The 17,602-nt window shown below is 66.3% G+C and carries 14 protein-coding genes and 2 pseudogenes; 8 read left to right on the top strand and 8 right to left on the bottom strand.

Annotated elements, in window-relative coordinates; all coding sequences use genetic code 11:
- Position 1 precedes the first annotated feature (1 nt).
- Complete coding sequence (gene fdxA / locus ABQF13_RS14290) at positions 2-325, bottom strand: ferredoxin (RefSeq protein WP_069407480.1); 324 nt, start codon at positions 323-325, stop codon at positions 2-4.
- 212 nt (positions 326-537) lie between these two features.
- Between fdxA and ABQF13_RS14285 the strand changes: the two genes are divergently transcribed.
- The 3 genes and pseudogenes from ABQF13_RS14285 to ABQF13_RS14275 all read left to right on the top strand — a co-directional run bounded on the left by ABQF13_RS14285 (position 538) and on the right by ABQF13_RS14275 (position 1,901).
- Positions 538-1,092, top strand: a complete 555-nt coding sequence (locus ABQF13_RS14285) for a PadR family transcriptional regulator (protein ID WP_448393401.1) — start codon at positions 538-540, stop codon at positions 1,090-1,092.
- A pseudogene (locus ABQF13_RS14280) lies at positions 1,089-1,175 on the top strand (hypothetical protein); the annotation flags it as partial. The gene ABQF13_RS14285 and the pseudogene ABQF13_RS14280, both read left to right, overlap by 4 nt.
- A gap of 192 nt (positions 1,176-1,367) precedes the next feature.
- Positions 1,368-1,901, top strand: a complete 534-nt coding sequence (locus ABQF13_RS14275; RefSeq protein ID WP_448393400.1) for a DUF1353 domain-containing protein — start codon at positions 1,368-1,370, stop codon at positions 1,899-1,901.
- 87 nt (positions 1,902-1,988) lie between these two features.
- Here ABQF13_RS14275 and ABQF13_RS14270 read toward each other — a convergent pair whose 3' ends face one another.
- Positions 1,989-4,568 carry a bifunctional FO biosynthesis protein CofGH gene (locus ABQF13_RS14270; protein ID WP_448393399.1) on the bottom strand — a complete coding sequence of 860 codons (2,580 nt, stop codon included), beginning with the start codon at positions 4,566-4,568 and terminating at the stop codon, positions 1,989-1,991.
- Positions 4,569-4,759: 191 nt separating this feature from the next.
- Here ABQF13_RS14270 and ABQF13_RS14265 point away from each other — a divergent pair, with 191 nt between their 5' ends.
- On the top strand, positions 4,760-5,806 hold the full coding sequence (locus tag ABQF13_RS14265; protein WP_448393398.1) for a hypothetical protein: 1,047 nt from the start codon (positions 4,760-4,762) through the stop codon (positions 5,804-5,806).
- Here ABQF13_RS14265 and ABQF13_RS14260 read toward each other — a convergent pair.
- The 3 genes from ABQF13_RS14260 to ABQF13_RS14250 all read right to left on the bottom strand — a co-directional run bounded on the left by ABQF13_RS14260 (position 5,803) and on the right by ABQF13_RS14250 (position 9,000).
- Positions 5,803-6,231: a hypothetical protein gene (locus ABQF13_RS14260; RefSeq protein ID WP_448393397.1), complete on the bottom strand. Its 429-nt coding sequence runs from the start codon at positions 6,229-6,231 to the stop codon at positions 5,803-5,805. The genes ABQF13_RS14265 and ABQF13_RS14260 overlap by 4 nt on opposite strands.
- A gap of 107 nt (positions 6,232-6,338) precedes the next feature.
- Positions 6,339-7,214 (bottom strand): N-acetyl-1-D-myo-inositol-2-amino-2-deoxy-alpha-D-glucopyranoside deacetylase, encoded by an 876-nt coding sequence (mshB, locus tag ABQF13_RS14255; protein WP_448393396.1) that lies wholly within the window; start codon positions 7,212-7,214, stop codon positions 6,339-6,341.
- Between the two features lie 448 nt (positions 7,215-7,662).
- The gene (locus tag ABQF13_RS14250) at positions 7,663-9,000 is read right to left on the bottom strand and encodes a hypothetical protein (RefSeq protein ID WP_448393395.1); all 1,338 of its coding nucleotides are present in this window, start codon (positions 8,998-9,000) and stop codon (positions 7,663-7,665) included.
- A 404-nt stretch (positions 9,001-9,404) separates the two neighbouring features.
- Between ABQF13_RS14250 and ABQF13_RS14245 the strand changes: the two genes are divergently transcribed.
- Positions 9,405-10,637 carry a chloride channel protein gene (locus ABQF13_RS14245; protein WP_448393394.1) on the top strand — a complete coding sequence of 411 codons (1,233 nt, stop codon included), beginning with the start codon at positions 9,405-9,407 and terminating at the stop codon, positions 10,635-10,637.
- Positions 10,638-11,043: 406 nt separating this feature from the next.
- Positions 11,044-12,291, top strand: a complete 1,248-nt coding sequence (locus tag ABQF13_RS14240; protein ID WP_448393393.1) for an ICP22 family protein — start codon at positions 11,044-11,046, stop codon at positions 12,289-12,291.
- A gap of 100 nt (positions 12,292-12,391) precedes the next feature.
- Here ABQF13_RS14240 and ABQF13_RS14235 read toward each other — a convergent pair whose 3' ends face one another.
- Positions 12,392-14,299 carry an ABC transporter family substrate-binding protein gene (locus ABQF13_RS14235; RefSeq protein ID WP_448393392.1) on the bottom strand — a complete coding sequence of 636 codons (1,908 nt, stop codon included), beginning with the start codon at positions 14,297-14,299 and terminating at the stop codon, positions 12,392-12,394.
- 76 nt (positions 14,300-14,375) lie between these two features.
- On the opposite strand from ABQF13_RS14235, the gene ABQF13_RS14230 reads away from it, so the two are divergent.
- Entirely contained in the window at positions 14,376-15,026 is a 651-nt protein-coding gene (locus ABQF13_RS14230; protein WP_448393391.1) for a GntR family transcriptional regulator, read from the top strand.
- A gap of 2 nt (positions 15,027-15,028) precedes the next feature.
- Here ABQF13_RS14230 and typA read toward each other — a convergent pair whose 3' ends face one another.
- A complete protein-coding gene (gene typA, locus ABQF13_RS14225) occupies positions 15,029-16,936 on the bottom strand; it encodes a translational GTPase TypA (RefSeq protein ID WP_448393390.1) in 1,908 nt (635 codons plus the stop codon).
- Between the two features lie 47 nt (positions 16,937-16,983).
- Between typA and ABQF13_RS14220 the strand changes: the two are divergent.
- Positions 16,984-17,174 (top strand): annotated as a pseudogene (locus ABQF13_RS14220) (hypothetical protein).
- A 13-nt stretch (positions 17,175-17,187) separates the two neighbouring features.
- Here ABQF13_RS14220 and ABQF13_RS14215 read toward each other — a convergent pair.
- Positions 17,188-17,586: a (deoxy)nucleoside triphosphate pyrophosphohydrolase gene (locus ABQF13_RS14215; RefSeq protein WP_448393389.1), complete on the bottom strand. Its 399-nt coding sequence runs from the start codon at positions 17,584-17,586 to the stop codon at positions 17,188-17,190.
- Between the last annotated feature and the right edge of the window lie 16 nt (positions 17,587-17,602).

Below are 17,602 nucleotides of genomic sequence, written 5' to 3'. Positions count from 1 at the left end.
ATCAGTCCTCGCCCTGGGGCGGCAGGTCCTTGACGACCTGCGGGTCGTTCTCGGTCATGCCGACCTTGGACGCGCCGCCCGGCGATCCCAGCTCGACGAAGAAGTCGGCGTTGATCTGGGTGTACTCGCTCCACTGGTCGGGCACATCGTCTTCGTAGTAGATGGCCTCGACCGGGCAGACCGGCTCGCATGCGCCGCAGTCGACGCATTCGTCCGGATGGATGTACAGCATGCGTGCACCCTCGTAGATGCAGTCGACAGGGCACTCCTCGATACACGCCTTGTCTTTGACGTCGACGCAGGGTTCGGCAATCGTGTACGTCACAGGTTGCTCCTCGATCTCCTGTCCAGCGGGGCTGTTCGTTCTTGGACGGTGGTCTCAGTGTGCCTTATGTCCGCGCTCGCCCTCGGCTAAGGGTGGCGCGTGGTTACTGATACTAAACGTTGCACATACAGGCCGCCTACCGCGACTCCCCTATGCGCCTCAGTGCACTGCAACAAATTGCATATGTCTGCCGCAGGTTCTATGCTGCCGACGTGGCGTTACCCCACGCCATCCTGGTGGCGCTGAGCGAACAGCCCGGTTCCGGCTATGAGCTTGCCCGTCGGTTCGACCGGTCCATCGGTTACTTCTGGGCCGCATCGCACCAGCAGATCTACCGGACGCTGCGCACCATGGAAGACGACGGCTGGGTCCATGCGACGCCGGTTGTCCAGCAGGGCCGACCGGACAAGAAGGTCTACACGGTCTCCGACGCCGGGCACGCCGAGCTGGCGCGATGGATCGCCGAACCGTTGTCCGGCCGGGGCAACACGGTGGCCGACAACCGCACGCGCGAGCTGGCCGTGAAGGTCCGTGGCGCAACCTACGGCGACGTCACCGCGCTGCACGCCCAGGTGATCGCGCTGCGTGCCGAACGAGTCGACCTGCTCAACACCTACCGGGGTTACCAGAAGCGACAGTTTCCCAACCCGGTGAACCTCAAAGGCGGTGCACTGCACCAGTATCTGGTGTTGCGCGGCCGTATCCGCGCCGAGGAAGGCGCGATCGGCTGGCTCGACGAAGTTGCTGCGGCGTTGGAGGCCACATGAGCTATCCGAACTTGTTGTCGCCGTTGGCTCTTGGGTTCACCACGCTGCGCAACCGCGTCATGATGGGAGCTATGCACACCGGCCCGGCGCCCTGGCTGTAGCGTCCGCGAACTGCCGCAGGGTTGTGATTTCACGGCGACCACAACCCTGGTTTCGAAATCGCGGTATTGCGGCGACAGCCTTGCTATACCTGCAGAATGATGCAGCGCTGTGCACCCATCCACCGGAACGCCGTCGTGCATGTCCGCCAGCTCACCGCCGACGAGTTGGACAGCTTGCGCGCGGCGAAGAAGGTCTTCAAGGAAAGCGCCTGGGACGAGTGGCGGACCACCCAGCCGCTGATCTTCGATGAGTTCAACGAAACCTTCCAAGTACCCAGAGATTTCGCCACCGATCTGGTGTCGGTCCCGGGTGTGGTGTCGTGGTTCATCCCGCGCGCCGGCCGCTATGCACGGGCGGCCGTGCTGCACGATTATCTGTGGCGCTACCCGGAGCGCACCGGTTGCGACCGCCGCCAAGCCGATTACCGGTTCCGCCGCCAGATGCAACGCGACGGCGTGAGCCTGCTGCGGCGCTGGGTCATGTGGGCCGCGGTGCGGATGGCAGCGATTGTGCAGGGTAGGGGCGGCGCCGGATGGCAAAAGGATGTGCTGGGCGCGCTGATGCTGTTAGTGTTCGTTGCGCTGCCCATCGTTTTGCTACCGGCCGTCGCGATCCTCGCCTCGACCTTCGTGTTCTGGTTTCTCGAGATGCTCATCGCAGTCGTGGTTCCCGACGAGGCACGGCCGCGGATTCAGCTGAAAACCTGACCGTTTTCCGCGAGGGTGCACGGAATGCGGCTCGGAGCCCGCGTGGCGGTGCGCAGACACGCACGCTCGCGCACCGAAAAGTGCGGGCTAGGCCGCCAGCGGGTCGTATGTCGTGGAGCGCTGCCGAGCGCGGCGGCCGATACCCTCGGCGATCGCCGTCAGTTCCTCGACAGTCTTGGCCGAGCCGAACTCCGAACCGGCCATCCGCGAAATGGTCTCCTCCATCAGTGTCCCGCCGAGGTCGTTCGCGCCGCCACGCAACATCACCTGCGTGCGCTCGGTGCCGAGCTTGACCCAGCTGGTCTGGATGTTGGCGATCCTGCCGTGCAACATGATACGCGCCAGCGCGTGCACCGCGCGGTTGTCGCGGTGCGTCGGCCCCGGCCGCGCACCGCCGGCCAGATACAGCGGCGAGCTCTGGTGGACGAACGGCAGCGGAACGAACTCGGTGAATCCGCCCGTGCGGTCCTGGATCTCGCGCAACACCCGCAGATGGCCGACCCAGTGCCGCGGGGTGTCGACATGGCCGTACATCATCGTCGAGCTCGACGGCAACCCGACTTCGTGGGCGGCGGTGACGATTTCGATCCACATCGACGTCGGCAGCTTGCCCTTGGTCAGGACCCAGCGCACCTCGTCGTCGAGAATCTCCGCCGCCGTGCCCGGGATGCTCCCCAGACCCGCCTCACGCAACGCCGTCAGCCACTCTTGCGTCGAGAGCCCGCTGCGGGCAACGCCGTTGGCGATCTCCATCGGCGAGAAGGCGTGCACATGTATGGAAGGAACCCGCGCCTTGACCGCGCGCACCAGGTCGGCGTAGCCCGTCACCGGCAGTTCGGGGTCGATACCGCCCTGCATGCACACCTCGGTGGCGCCGGCCACGTGCGCCTCCCACGCTCGGTCGGCGACCTCGTCGACAGACAACGAGTACGCATCGGCGTCGCCCTTGCGCTGCGCGAACGCGCAGAACCGACATCCGGTGTAGCAGATGTTGGTGAAATTGATGTTGCGGTTGACGACGAAGGTCACGTCGTCACCGACGGTGTCGCGACGAAGCGAATCCGCTAGGGCCCCAACAGCGTCCAATGCCGGTCCGTCGGCCACCGCGAGCGCCAGGTACTCGTCGTCGGACAGGCCCGCCGGATCCTGTTCGGCTTTGCGCAGCGCGGCCAGCACGTCGGTGTCAATGCGCTCGGGCGCCCGAGCGGCCAGTTCGTTCACCTTCTCCCGGATCGACTCCCAGTCGCCGAACGCGCTGCCAAGATCGCTGCGGGTGTCGGTCAACCGTCCCGCGGTATCGATGGCCGAATGAAGGTCGGTGCGGCCCAGGGACTCCCATGCCTCGTCGGGCTCCTGCCACGGCTGCCCCACGGGATTGACATCGGCTGCCAACCCGGTCGCCGGATCGGCGAGCGCGTCGACGTGGCCACGCACCCGCGGATCGATCCACGCCGCGCCCGCCTGGACGTACTGCGGTTGGGCGGTGAGCCGCTGCATCAGGTCGTAGCCGGCTTCGGCGGTGACCGAGGACAACTCGTCTAACCCCGGCCACGGGCGCTCCGGGTTGACGTGGTCGGGCGTCAGGGGTGACACGCCGCCCCAGTCGTCGACACCCGCGCCGACCAACGTCAGGCACTCCGAGCGCGATACCAGGTTCGGCGGCGCCTGCACCCGCATCTTGGGCCCCATCACCAGCCGGGTGACCGCCACGGTCGCGATGAAGTCGTCGAACGCAGCGTCCGGCGACGATGCCATCGCGGTGTGGTCCTTGGCGCGGAAGTTCTGCACGATGACTTCCTGCACATGGCCGAACTCCTTATGGGAGCGCCGGATCGCGTGGATGGTTTCGGCACGTTCGGTCAGGTTTTCGCCGATGCCGACGAGCAGGCCGGTGGTGAACGGGATGGACAACCGGCCCGCGTCGGCCAGCACGCGCAGGCGAACCTGCGGGTCCTTGTCCGGGCTGCCGTAGTGCGCCAGGCCCTTGGTCTCGAACAGTCGCCGCGACGTGGTTTCCAGCATCATGCCCATCGACGGGGCCACCGGCTTGAGCCGCGACAGCTCCGACCAGCTCATCACCCCGGGGTTCAAATGCGGCAGCAGGCCGGTCTCCTCCAGCACCCGGATCGCCATCGCCCGCACGTAGTCCAGCGTGGAGTCGTAGCCGCGTTCGTCGAGCCATTGCTTTGCCTCGTCCCAGCGCGTCTCGGGTCGGTCGCCGAGCGTGAACAACGCTTCCTTACAACCTAATTCGGCCCCGCGGCGCGCCACGTCGAGGATCTCGTCGGGCTCCATGTACATGCCCAGCCCGGCCGCGCGCAGCTTGCCGGGAACGGTGACGAAGGTGCAGTAGTGGCAGGTGTCGCGGCAGAGATGGGTGACCGGGATGAACACCTTGGGTGAATAGGTGACCGGTAGGCGGCCGTTGGGGCCGCGTCGGCCGGCCGCCTCGAGTCCCGCGTCACGCACCCGTGCCGCGCTGGTGCACAGGTCGGCGAGGTCGTCGCCGCGCGCGGTCATCGCAATCGCGGCTTCGTCTACGTTGAGCGCCACGCCGTCGCGAGCACGGCGCAGGACACGCCGCAGGGCGGCGGAACTCGGTACGTCGGACTTCGGTGGGAGCAACGGATTGGGCAGGTCGGCGCCGCGCTGCGGGTTCAGAGCCACTCTCGTGTAACCCCGACGTCGGCGGCGATCATCCGCCTGTCTCACATATTGAAACGACTGCGCCTGGCATACCGGCCACAGTAGTCCGGTCGGTCCGCCGTGGCGTACACCCCATCTGCGCGATAATCCCCGTAGATTGACAGCAACGTAAGTTCCACCCACCGCGGTGGCAGGCACCAGAGGAGCCTCGAATGGCCGTATCCGTCAAGTCTGTTCTGATGTCGGGCATCTCCGTCGTCGGAGCCACCGCCATCGCGATCGCCCCGGTTCAGGCGCCGCCACCCGATATCAGCACCAGCTATCACTCAGCCCCCGTTCGGGTGGTCTCCGATGAGTTCATCGAACTGCTCGCGGCGGTCCAACCGGTCACGGCGACCGCGGACCCGGTAACGCTCAACGCCACCGGCGACGCCATCATCAACGCCTGGAACAGGGTGCTGCCCTGGATCGACTACTGGGTCGAGCTCGCGGCCTACGCCGCCGACTTCATCCCGTTCGGCTACTTCATCCCGATCGGCTACGACATCAGCGCTCAGATCGACATCTTCTACTTCACCCTGATCCGGCCGATCGCCAACAGCTTTGTGGTGGATCTCGTCGCGCCCGTCGTCGACGACCCACTCAACCTCGACAGCTACATCGACGGGCTGTCCACGCTCGGCTCGGTGACGTGGAACTCGCTGCAGAACTTCGTGATCGCCGAGTTCAACTTCTTCTTCGGTTGGCTCATCCCGCCGCTCCCGCCGATCCCGCCGCTGCAGTCAGCGGTCGAGGAGCCGATGGCGGCGATGTCGCTCGCGGCCACCGAGGAGGAGACAACGGTGCCCGAAGAAGCCGAGCCTGAAGAGGCCTCCGAAGAGCCCGCCGAATCGGCCCCCGAGACCACCGAATCAACAGACGAAGCCGAAGAGGCCGAGGAGCCGGTCGAGGTAACCGAAGAGGCCGAGGGGCCGGCCGAGGAAGTTGAAGAGACCGAAGAGGCCACCGAGGCCACCGAGGCCACCGAGGTCGACGAGCTCGAGGACATCGAGGACGCCACCGAGGTCACCGAAGCCCAAGAGATCGAGAATGTCGAGGAAGCAGCGGCGATCGACGACGCCGACGAGGCGGCCGAGTACTCGACCGACAGCGGCGACACCGTGACGCAGTCACCCAGCGTCGATGCGGCCGATGGCGACAGCGGTGACGAAGGCGACGCAGGCGACGCAGGCGACGACGGGGATGGTGGTCAGGCCTAGGGCGTCACGTACCGCCAAAGCACCGCGGCCGGCGGCAGCGCACCGAGCACGAGCAGCAGCAACACCGCGTACGCCATGACCCCGGAACCTCCGAAGACGACATCGTCACCCGGCCCACCCAAGAACATCACGGCCACCGTGGCCAGCCAGGTCCACAGCGGCAGCGCGGCGATGCGGGGCGACGACGTCCAGTGCAGCGCCGCCCACACCAGCGCCGCGTTGACCAAGCCCGCGAGAAGTGCGCTGATCGGAAACGGCACCGAGCCGATCCGCAATGGCAGGAGGAACGCCGCGGCGATGGCGCACAGCACGCCGTCGAGCGCAAGCAACGTCAGAACCACCACGCGCAGACGATCGGTGGTGGTGGCCGGAGGGGTCAGGTCGGGATGCTGTCGAGCAGCGACACCATGGAGCCGATCACCCACTGGAAGTTGTCGAACCGGTCCTGCCAGTGCTGCAGGTTGGGATCGAGGTCCTGGTCCATCTGTCGTCCCTTCCACGCGCCGGTGTTGTCGGCAGCTTACCCCTTCGCCTACTGCAGGTTGAGCCCCGCAAGCAGATCGGTCTCCCAGCCGCGAGCATCGCGCTGTCCCGCGGTGCCCGCCGCAAGGACGTAGTGCTCGATCGCGCCGATCGGCAGCGCGATGTTGTTGGACAGCGCGAAAGACCGTCCGTCGAGCGCGACAGTGACCTGTGTGGCGTGGGCACGCAGCGCCGCGGTCTTGGCGGACAGCTGCTCTTCGACGTCGATGACCGCGTCGATCGCGTCGTCTTCGAAGCCGAACCCCAGGTCGTCGGCGGACACCCGGATCCATCCGGACGGCACGTCGGTCAGGGCCGCCAACCCTTCGGCGACCGCGGATCTCGCGAAGACCGACCAGTAGACCTTCGGCACGCTCCACGGTTCGCCGGGATGTTCGGAACCGGCGGCGGCGGCGACGGCGGCCATCGTCACCTCGTGGGTGTGGATGTGGTCCGGATGCCCGTAGCCGCCTTGCGGGTCGTAGGTGACGACGACGTGCGGGCGCAGCTCGCGGATGTGCGCCACCAGCGCGCCGACCGTTTCACGCGGGTCGGCGTCGATGAATCTCTGCCTGTGCCGCGGCGGTGTCCCCGCCATGCCTGAGTCGCGCCACCGGCCAGCGCCACCCAGATAGACCGGTTCATCGAGGCCCAAGGCGCGCAGTGCGGCGGTCAGTTCGGCGACGCGGAAGCCACCGAGTTGGTCGGCTTCGTCGACGGCGAGTTGCGCCCACCGCTCGCCGATCACTTCGCCCTCTTCACCCAACGTGCACGTGACCACCCGCACCTGCGCTCCCCGGGCGACATAGTGGGCGATCGTCGCGCCGGTGGCGATGGTCTCGTCGTCGGGATGGGCGTGGACGAAGAGCAGTCGCGGGGTCTCCATTCGCAACAGCTTGCCCGGTGGCTGCGCGCACCCGCCAGCCATATCGGTGGATCGGCACTTTCGACCCTCGCGCTCGATTTCCAGCTACCGCATCGGCGCGATATACAAAATTGCGCCGATTGTCGACCGAGACAGATCGAGCGGTCTGACACCTCCCAGAGCGCGGTTCCACCACGTGGCGGGCGCTGTAATAGCTAGCCAGGCAACATCACCGGTGCTGCATATCCGGCTTGACGGCCGTGTCTATTTGCCGTTCGATGGCCGAAATAAGGCCGTGATCGACCCAGCAAGAGAAATGGTTGCACAGACTTCGAGTTAGCCGAACCTAACCCTGGCTAACATATCGGCGGGAATACGGGCCCCGAGGACTCGGCATCGGCCCCGAATTGAGAGCAATCGGTCCCCCTCCTGTCGAAACGGGAGGGGGACCGATCTGTTTGGTGCCTGGTTACTCGTCGCCGCCCGAACCGGACTCCGAGCCACCGGTGTCGCCGTCACCGGCGTCACCGTCGTTGTCTGAGTCGCCGGCAGTGGTGTCGGCCGCGTTGGTCGTCTGCCCGTCGTCCGACGCGTCACCGCTGTCGCCGGCTTCGCCGCCGCTGCTCAGACCCGTCTGGCCGGGAGCGGCCTTCAGGCTCTCACGGACCTCGCCGGTGCCGGGCTTCTCCTCCGTTTCCTCGGTCTCCTCGGTCACGGGTTCGGCCTCTTCGTCCGCTGCCGCGTCGTCGACGACCTTCTCCTCTTCCGCTTCGACCTCTTCGACTTCGCCGTCCTCATCGAGCGCGCCTGCGGCGCCGGACCCGTCGGTGCCCCCGGTGGCCGCGACCGAGCCGGTTTCGTCACCTTCGACCTCGGCCGAAGACGCGGCGGCGATCTCTGCGGTCCTCGCGCCGGCGTCGACGTTGAGCGTGAGAACCTCGGCCTCCACGTCGGGGGCCTCGTTCGCCGCAAACCCGGCGCTCGAGGGCACGACGATCGGCTGCAACGCGTCCGCGATCACGTTGCGCAGGCCCAGCAAGGCACCGATCGGACCTGCCGTGAATGGGTTCACCTGCGGGGTCAGCAGACCCGGAACACCGTTGAAGCCGTTGAGGACCACATCAGCCATGACGATGGGCGCACTTATCACCGCGCCTGCCGCGGTGAGGAAGTCACCCGCGGTGACGGCGTCGAAGACCGTCTGGGCGATATCGGCCGTCCCGTTGATGATCGAGTTCACCGGCGACAGGACGATCGCCGAGAGCAGCGGGAACACCTGGTTCGGCAGTTCGGCGAACACGTTGGCGATATTCTGCGTGGTGTTCTGCAAGATGGTCAGCGGCGGCCCGATGAGGCCGAGCAGCGGAAGGCCCGCCAGAATCAACGTCTGGTTCAGCGTTTCTCCCGCGCCGACGAAGTCGCCAGCGGCTATCTGCGTGGCCACCTCACGCAGATTGGTGCCGACCTCTTCCACCAGGCCGGGAAGCAAGAAAGCGATTTGTTCGGCCGTCGCGGCGATCAGCCCGAAGTTGGCGCCCTGGTTGATCAGCACCTGCTGCAGGATCGGCGCCGGGGAGGCTGCGAACTGCTCGAACAACCCGGACGTGTTGGTCAGGGTGTTAGCGAAGAGCTCCGAGAATGCGAGCAGCGGGTTGGACGTCGAGGTGAGCTGCATCGCCGTGCTGACGCTCGGTGCTGCTGCAACCTTGATGTCCGGAACTGGCGGCGCCACCGGGCTGACGGCGATGACACTGGCTCCGACCAACGCCACCCCCGCGGTTACGTAGGGGCGAACGGCTCCCTGCATGGCTTCTCCTTTACGTAGACGTCGACCATGTCAAGCACACGTTACCCGAGAGTCAGTTAACTGTTAACGATTTAGTAAATTTTGCTTTCAGCGAGTTCCGCACCGCGTTCGCAGCGGCCGTTTCAGCACACACCGGGCCGACCGACCGTTTGCTACGCACAGTGCGCACACCGATCACGGATAGCTGAAGTACCCCCGCGCCATCCCTTCTCCATGCAGTCCAGCCCGACCTACCGGGCAAATAGTGCGGAGCTGGCCTGCCCGCACGTTCGCCCGGCCAACACCGGCGCCACCTTTGATGATGCAAATATTAGGCGGTCTGCGAACCTCCTTCTAGCAAACATTGTTTCGGGCTTCGCGCCCATTCCCACCAGCCGGCCCCGCGCCTGGCATAGATTCACGTGGTGTCGCGGCGCACCCTGGAGTTCTGCTGCGCGATCGTCGTCGTCGGCCTGCTGGCAGGCCTGGCGGGTGCCGCCACCACGCTGCTGCTGCACGGCGTCGAACACCTCACCTATCACTATTCGTTCGGCGCGCTGCTGACCGGTGTCGGCGGCAGCAGCCCGGTCCGGCGTGCGCTAGGGCCGACGGTCGGTGGCGCGCTCGCCGGGTTCGGTTGGTGGCTGCTTCGGCGACGGGCCGATGTTCCGCCGCTGTCGACGGCGATCACCGCGCCCCGGCGGCTGCCCCGGTGGCCGTTGTCCATCGACGCGGCACTTCAAGTGCTGCTCGTCGGCTCGGGCGCATCGCTCGGTCGCGAAGGTGCGCCCCGTCAGTTCGCCGCCGCGCTCAGCGATTTCGGTACGGCCCGGCTGGCGCTGACGTCGCGCGACCGCGAAATCCTGTTGGTATGCGCAGCCGGAGCCGGGCTGGGCGCGGTGTACCGCGTCCCGCTGGGCGGCGCCTTGTTCGCCGCCAGGGTCCTGCTCGGGACGTGGCATCCCAGGGTGGTGGGCACGGCGCTGATCACGTCGAGCATCGCGGTCGCAGTAGCCTCCCCAGTCACGCACTTCGAGCATGCGCTGACCTGGCCGGACGACGATCTCTCCTACCTGTTCGTGTTCCTGGCGTTGGCGATCTCGCCGCTTGCGGCCGCGGTCGGATTGGCCTTCGACCGCATCATGGCGGCAGCCCGGCCACACCAACAACTGCGCTCATGGCTGCTGATCCCCTCGATCGCGGCGGCCGGGCTGGCGATCGGAATCTGCTCGATCTGGTGGCCCGAACTACCCGGCAACGGCCGAAGCATCTTGACGGTGAGCATCAACAGCAGCCTGACGCTGGGCTCGGCGGCCGTGATCCTGCTCCTCAAGCCGCTGCTGACGGCGTTGTTCCTGCGCGCGGGCGCGGTCGGCGGCATGCTCACGCCGGCCCTGGCGACCGGCGCAGCGGCGGGATCGGTGGTCGTGCTCGGCCTGAATGGCTTGGCAGGCACCAACATCGACGCGCCGGCAGTGTCGTTGACCTGTGCGGCCGGCGTCCTCGCCATCACCCAGCGTGCACCTGGCTTTGCCGCGCTGTTCGTCTGGGAGTTGGCACACCCGCCGTACTGGCTGCTGGTTGTGTTCGCCGTCGCCGCTTACGCGGCCCACGCACTGCGCCTGCTGCGCGAACGACACGCGACCGACAACCGTTAACCGCGCCGTCGGCACGCCGGACGAATACTTCGATCCCGCGCTCGACCGCCCAGATTGCCAAGTGCGCCGCTTGACGCGCGGAACCCGGCCAGTTGACGATGCATACACCGCAACCACTCATTATCAGCAACCTCGTTTACCGTCACACCCATTCGGTTTTGGTGCGCTTGTGACGTACTTTGCGGATCCACGCAACGAACCGCTCAACAAATGACATCCAGTGCGTCGACGTCATATACCGCTACGCGGTCTTTGCCACGACCGTACAGCTCACGAAAGTTCATTCAAGATTGCCTCACCCGCGAAAGATACTGCGTTCATTGGGTTTACGGGTTACGTACATTTGCCCTAGGCTTGCTCAAGCCTTCATGGCTGTCCGGTTCGCGGTGGAAACAAAGGAGATGCAATGCAAGTTGCTGTTCGCTCAACTGTCACCACAGGTGTTGCCTTGATCGGTGCCGGTGTCATCGCCGTCGCTCCGGTCGCGCCGCCGGTACCCGAAATAGCAGCAACTCCGATTTACTCCCCACCTGTTGCCCTGACCGCGACATACGCCGAACTGTTCGACAACACGTTGTCGAGCTTGGGTTATCTCGGCAACGACCTGTTCGAGGAAGGCATCGCGCCGATTCTTCAGCAGGTGGCCGTCAATCAACTCACGATGGTGCAGGACCTCGGTGCAGCCATTCACCGCCTGTTCGAAGCGAGCAACCCCGTCGGCATTCCCGCCACGTTCCGCACGGCGATTGACCAACTAGCCGCCGGGCAGATCCAGCAGGCTGCCGAAACGTTGTCCACCGGCGTGATTTTGGCGGCGCTTCCGCTACTTCCACCGTTGCAGGTGCCGATCAACAACCTCGTCGCCGTCATCGATCTCATTCCGCAAGTCATTCCGATGGTGGGCATCGGGTTGATCAGCCCGCCGCTTTCGCTGTTCCAGGCCACCGCGGAGGCGGTTCAGGACGTCGTCGACGCGGTGGGTGCCGGCGACTTCACTGGCGTCGTCAACGCGTTCATCAACGCCCCGGCGACCATCCTCAACGGGGTGATCAACGGTTACCCCGAGAACGGTTTCCCCGGCCTCATCGGACCGAGCGGCGGTGCGCTCGGCGTCATCGTCGACATCCGCGACATGATCCTCGGCGCCATCACCCCGGACACGGCGAACGAGGCAGAAGAAACCGAGGCCACTCCGGAGACCGCAGCCGTCACCGCCACCACCACTTCCCCGGCCCTGACGGTCAACCTTGACGTGGAGGCGGCATTTCCTGCCGCGGAGGTGCAAGCGGCGTCTACCAGCACGGCGACCACGGGCGGCGACGACCGGGGCGGCGAGACTCCGGCAACCGACGCCACCGAAGAGGCCGACGACGCCGAGGATGCTGGGAAAGAAGAAGCGGCCGAAGAGGACGACACCACCGAGTCCGCGGTTGACGAAGAGGTCAACGTCGAGAACCCAACAGCCGAGGAAGAGACCGAATCCGACAACGGGCAAACGGATCTCTCGGACGGCAACAAGGTGAGCCCGGGCGATACAGCCGGCGACGACGCGGACACCGAGTCCGCCGATTCCGGTGACGCCGCAGAGTCCGACACCGCGGAGTCAGACGCGGATACCGACAGCGATTCGGGCGACGGCTCCGACAGCGAGTGAAAATCGGCTAACCGACCGCCGAGTGTGGGGTTGGGACACGTCCTGCGCAAAAATGCGTGCATCAAGCCCACACTCGGCGCTGAGGTCGGGCGTCGCCGTGCTACTGCGGCGTCTTGATCCAGTTGCCTGCGTCACCCACGATGCCCACCGGCACGGCACCTGAAAGGCTGACGTTGCGCACGCTGGGCCCAGCGGCGACGATCGTGGTGTCCTGCAGGATCGGCAGCACCGTCGCCATATTCCACAGCCGCGGTTCGACGGCGGTGATCACGTCGGCAATAGCCTCCGTACCATCCAGTGCCGCATCGATTTTCGGCTGGATGCTGCGATCGCAGATGCCGGTGATGTTGCTCGGCGCCTGCACGAGCTCACCGGATTCCGGCTCCGGGTTGGGTGTGGTGGTCGCGGCGGTCGGCGTGGTCACCGGCGGCTCCGGCGGCGGTGTGTCCGTGGGCGGCACCGTCGGCTCACCCGTTCCGTCCGGCGCCGCCGGGGCGCCCGGTTTGGTCGCCACCGCGGTCGCCTCGAGGGCGCGGCACCCGAAGCGCGACGCCAGCGCGGTCGCGAGATCACCGCCGGCCTGACGCCAGCCGATGACGGCGTCGACGCGGTTGTTCGCCAACGCCTCGCCGTACAGCACCACCGGATCCAGTGCCGAAACCGACGCGGTGATGCCGACGTTGCGCAGCTGGTCGGCCGCGGTGTTCGCGACGGCCACCGACGTCGGATCGTTTGCGGCCACACCCAGCACCAAGGTCAGCGGCACACCGTCTTTGGTGATGCTGCCGCGCGTGTCAACCGGCCCGGGCGCACCGGGCACGGTCTGGCCCGGTTCGAGTTCGTAACCGGCGTCGAAAAGCAGGTCCAGCGCCGCGCCCTGCGTCATCGCCGGTGGTGCCGTTGGCACATAACCCGGATCGGACGGCGAGCGGACCAGCGCCTGCGCCAACGTCACCGTGTTGTCGTCACCGGCACCGACCGAGGCGAGCAGATCGACGTCGAGCAGGCCCAGGATCGCCTTGCGCACCAGGGTGTCGGCGAGCGGAAGCTGCTGGGCGCGCAGCGTCAACTGCATGACCCGGGGAGCGACGATGCGGGCCGTGCGCACATCCGGAATCGCGGACAGCTGCGCAAAAACGACAGCGCCTCCGTGCACCTGCGCTACCTGGGTGTCGCCGTTTCGGATCGAGTCGGCCAGCGCTGCGGAGTCACCGCCGCGGCGGAACAGGATCTGGTCGGGTTTGGCAGGTTGTGCCCAGTAACGGTCGTTGCGTGCCAGCAGGATCTCGTCCCGTTGTGGGTCGATGGTCTCGACCCGGAACTGGCCGCCGGTGACGGGCAGTGCCCGCGCGAGCCCCGCGCCGAATCCACCCGGGATGTCCTTGACGATGTGGGCGGGCAGGATGTCGTTGAACAGTTCGCGCCATGCCGGATAGGGCTGCGAGAAGGTCACCACCGCGGTCTTGCCGCCCTCCACTGACTGCACGCCGGTGATCAGGTCATAGCCGGCCGGGTCGACGACACCGGGATGGCTGACCATCTGCTGCCACAAGTACCAGTAGTCGTCGGCGACGATGGGAGCGTTGTCGGTCCAGGACGCCTCCGGCCGGATCTGGTACGTGACCGTGAACGGGTTCTCGTCGGTCACCTCCGCAGATACCAGCAGCGACGTGTCGAGCTCCCACCGCGAGCCCGTCGGGGTGTTCGGATCAGGGATCGGGCGGAACGAACTGGGCAGCACCAACGAACTGATCGCCGCGCTGACCGGTGACTGATCGGACAGCAGGTGCGGGTTGAACCCTGGGCCGATCCAGTCGATGGCCATGATGATCTGGGTCAGCCGGGGCGGGGGCGGGGCCGCCACCTCGGTGGTGTCGGTGCTCTGGGGCGCGGGCGGGGGGCTTACCGTACACGCCGCCAACACTGTCACCAGCGCGGATAGCGCGGTAATGACGCGTAGGGCTCCCAACACGGTGTTCAGGGTATCGGCATCAGCTGTTCCGCCCATTTTTGGTGATGTTGCGCCCGCGAAACCCGACCGCCGGTGAGAAACTTGCTCAGCGAACGGCAGGGGGGATGGGGAAATGCCGAAGATCTACGGGGTGAAGGAAAAGGATCAGGTCGTCGATCACATCATCGACCTGATCCTGAACGGAAAATTGCGCACCGGAGACCGGATCGACCGCACCGCGATCACCAGGGAACTTGGCTTGAGCCGCATACCGGTTCAGGAGGCCATATCCCAACTCGAACACGACGGCATCCTGACGACGCGCTATCACCGGGGTGCCTTCGTCGACCGTTTCGACCAATCCACCGTTCGCGAACATCATGAGTTGTACGGCCTGCTCACCGGCATCGTCGCGGCGCGTGCGGCGGCCAACCCCACTCCGCGGATTCTGGCCCACCTCGACTCCTCACTGCGGGTCTTGCGGGCCGCCCACGATCCGATCCAGTTTCAGGAGGCGGCTTGGGCGTATCGGCTTCCCCTCAACGAGGAGTACGCCGGTCCCCGCTTGCAGGCGGCGATCCGCGCGTTGCAGAGCTTCGTGCCGAATAGTTTCTGGAACTACCCCGACAGCCATAGCGATTTCCTTTCGGTCTACGAAGAGGAAATCTCGGCGATCTGCCGACGTGACCCCGACAGCGCCCGGTTGTCGTGTGCGAAGCGCGCCGACCTGATGGCCGAGATCATGCTCGACAAGCTGACCCGAACGGGCGTACTCGACGGGTAGTGCTATCCGCGGGCTTTGGCGCGTGCCTTGGCCCGCAGCCGTTGCGCGGCGTTCAGCTCGACCTTGCGCACCCGCACCACTTCCGGTGTGACCTCGACACATTCGTCGGAGCCACAGAACTCCATCGCCTGTTCGAGATCCAATCGTATTGGCTTGGCGAGCGTTTCGATCACGTCGGCGGTCGACGAGCGCATGTTCGTCAGCTTCTTCTCGCGGGTGACGTTGATGTCGAGATCCTCGGCGCGCGGGTTGATCCCGACCACCTGTCCCTCGTAAGTGTCCTCGCCGGGTTCGACGAAGAACTGCCCGCGGTCGGCCAGCTGAATCAGCGCGAACGGCGTGATCTGGCCGCTGCGGTCGGAGACGAGCGAGCCGGTGTGGCGGGCGCGGATCTCACCGGCCCACGGCCGGTAGCCGTCGAACACCGCGTTGGCGATCCCGGTACCCCGCGTCAGCGTGAGAAAGTCGGTGCGAAAACCGATCAGCCCACGGCTGGGCACGATGAAATCCATCCGCACCCAGCCCGCGGCGTGGTTGGCCATCTCCTCCATCCGGCCCTTGCGTGCGGCCATCAGCTGGGTAATGGCGCCGACGAACTCCTCGGGGCAGTCGATGGTGAGCGCCTCGAACGGCTCGTGCAGCTTGCCGTCGACGGTCTTGGTCACCACCTGCGGCTTGCCGACGGTCAGCTCGAAACCCTCCCGGCGCATCTGTTCGACCAGCACCGCCAGCGCCAGTTCGCCGCGGCCTTGCACCTCCCACGCGTCGGGCCTGCCGATGTCGACGACGCGGATCGAGACGTTGCCGACCAGTTCCTGGTCCAGCCGGTTGCGCACCATCCGCGCGGTGAGCTTGTGCCCGGATACCTTGCCCGCCAAAGGTGATGTGTTGGTGCCGATGGTCACCGAGATCGCCGGCTCGTCGACGGTGATGCGCGGCAGCGCGTGCGCGTGTTCGGGGTCGGCCAGCGTGTCGCCGATCATGATCTCGGGCAACCCGGCGACGGCCACGATGTCCCCGGCGACGGCCTCGTCGGTGGGGCTGCGTTCGACACCGACGGTGGCGAGCAACTCGGTGATCTTCGCGTTCGTGATGACCGGCGCGCCGTCGACGAGCCGCATCCACGCCACGGTCTGGCCTTTGCGCAGCCTGCCGTTGTGGATGCGGATCAGCGCGAGGCGGCCCAGGAACGCCGACGCGTCGAGGTTGGTAACGAGTGCCTGCAGCGGCGCGTCGGGATCGCCGCTCGGCGGTGGAATGTGTTCCAGCAGAACGTCAAACAACGGGTCGAGGTTGTCACCGTCGGGAACCTGACCGTCGGCCGGTTCCTCCGTGCTGGCCACCCCAGCGCGACCCGATGCGTACAGCGTGGGAAGGCCCAGCGCGTGTTCTGCCGCCTTCTGCGCGGCCGGGTCGCTGGCGGCAAGATCGTCAGCGACGTCGAGAAGCAGGTCATGGCTGGCGTTTACGACGTCGGCGATGCGCGCGTCGGGCCGATCAGTCTTGTTGACCACGAGGATGACCGGCAGGTGCGCGGCCAGCGCCTTGCGCATAACAAACCGCGTCTGCGGCAGCGGCCCCTCGGACGCATCGACCAGCAGCACCACCCCGTCGACCATGGACAGCCCGCGCTCGACCTCGCCGCCGAAGTCAGCGTGTCCGGGCGTATCGATCACATTGATGACGGTCACGGTGCCGTCGGCGTGATGGCGGTGCACGGCAGTGTTCTTGGCCAGGATCGTGATGCCCTTTTCCCGCTCCAAGTCACCGGAGTCCATGATCCGTTCAGTGGCGTCGTCGCCCCGGTGCGTCAATGCGCCCGACTGCCGCAGCATCGCGTCGACCAGAGTTGTCTTACCGTGGTCGACATGTGCCACGATGGCGACGTTGCGAAAATTCACGTCGGCCATTGTCGCAGCGCAAACCGTCGATCGCGAAAACGAGAGAGCCATCTCACGTGAAGGCCAGTAAGTTGGCCGACCTCAAACCGAAGAAAAAGTGCTGCCGCAGCGATCCGCGGTGCAAGCGTCCCCCGCAAGCGGGAGGTGCCCCAGCCCGGTGGTGGTGGCCAAGCTACGCAAGGCCGAGCGCCACGGGATCCGGGGTAAGGCCCTCGAAAAGGTTCACAAACGGGCCCGACGAAGCTGACTCAGCGGCGCGCTCAGCGCAATGCATCCCGCAGTTCGCCGAGCCAGGCCCGGTCGGCGGGTACCCAGGCCAACCCGTCGAGGTCATCCACGCACACCCACCGCAACGCGCGATGGTCGTTGGGATGCAGGTTGCCGCCGGTCTGCGTGACCCGGTAAGCGCGCAACGTCGTCGTCGCGTTCAGCGCAACGTCGGCACCCAGACGCGCGCCCACCGTCACCTCGACGCCGAGTTCCTCGTGCAGTTCACGCGCCAGCGCCGCCTCGTCGGTCTCCCCCACGGTGACCTTGCCGCCGGGCAGCTCCCACAGCCCGGCGAGTTCGGGAGGCCGGGCCCGCTGGGCAACCAGCAGTGATGCTCCCGTGATCAGCGCACCCGCGACGACGATCTGGTTCGGCTTCTGGTTCAACACTGCCAGTGACGGTATA

The organism is Mycolicibacterium sp. XJ879 (assembly GCF_053483935.1).
The sequence above is the reverse complement of the archived record's forward strand: the minus strand, read 5'-3'. Positions and strand labels throughout refer to the sequence as shown.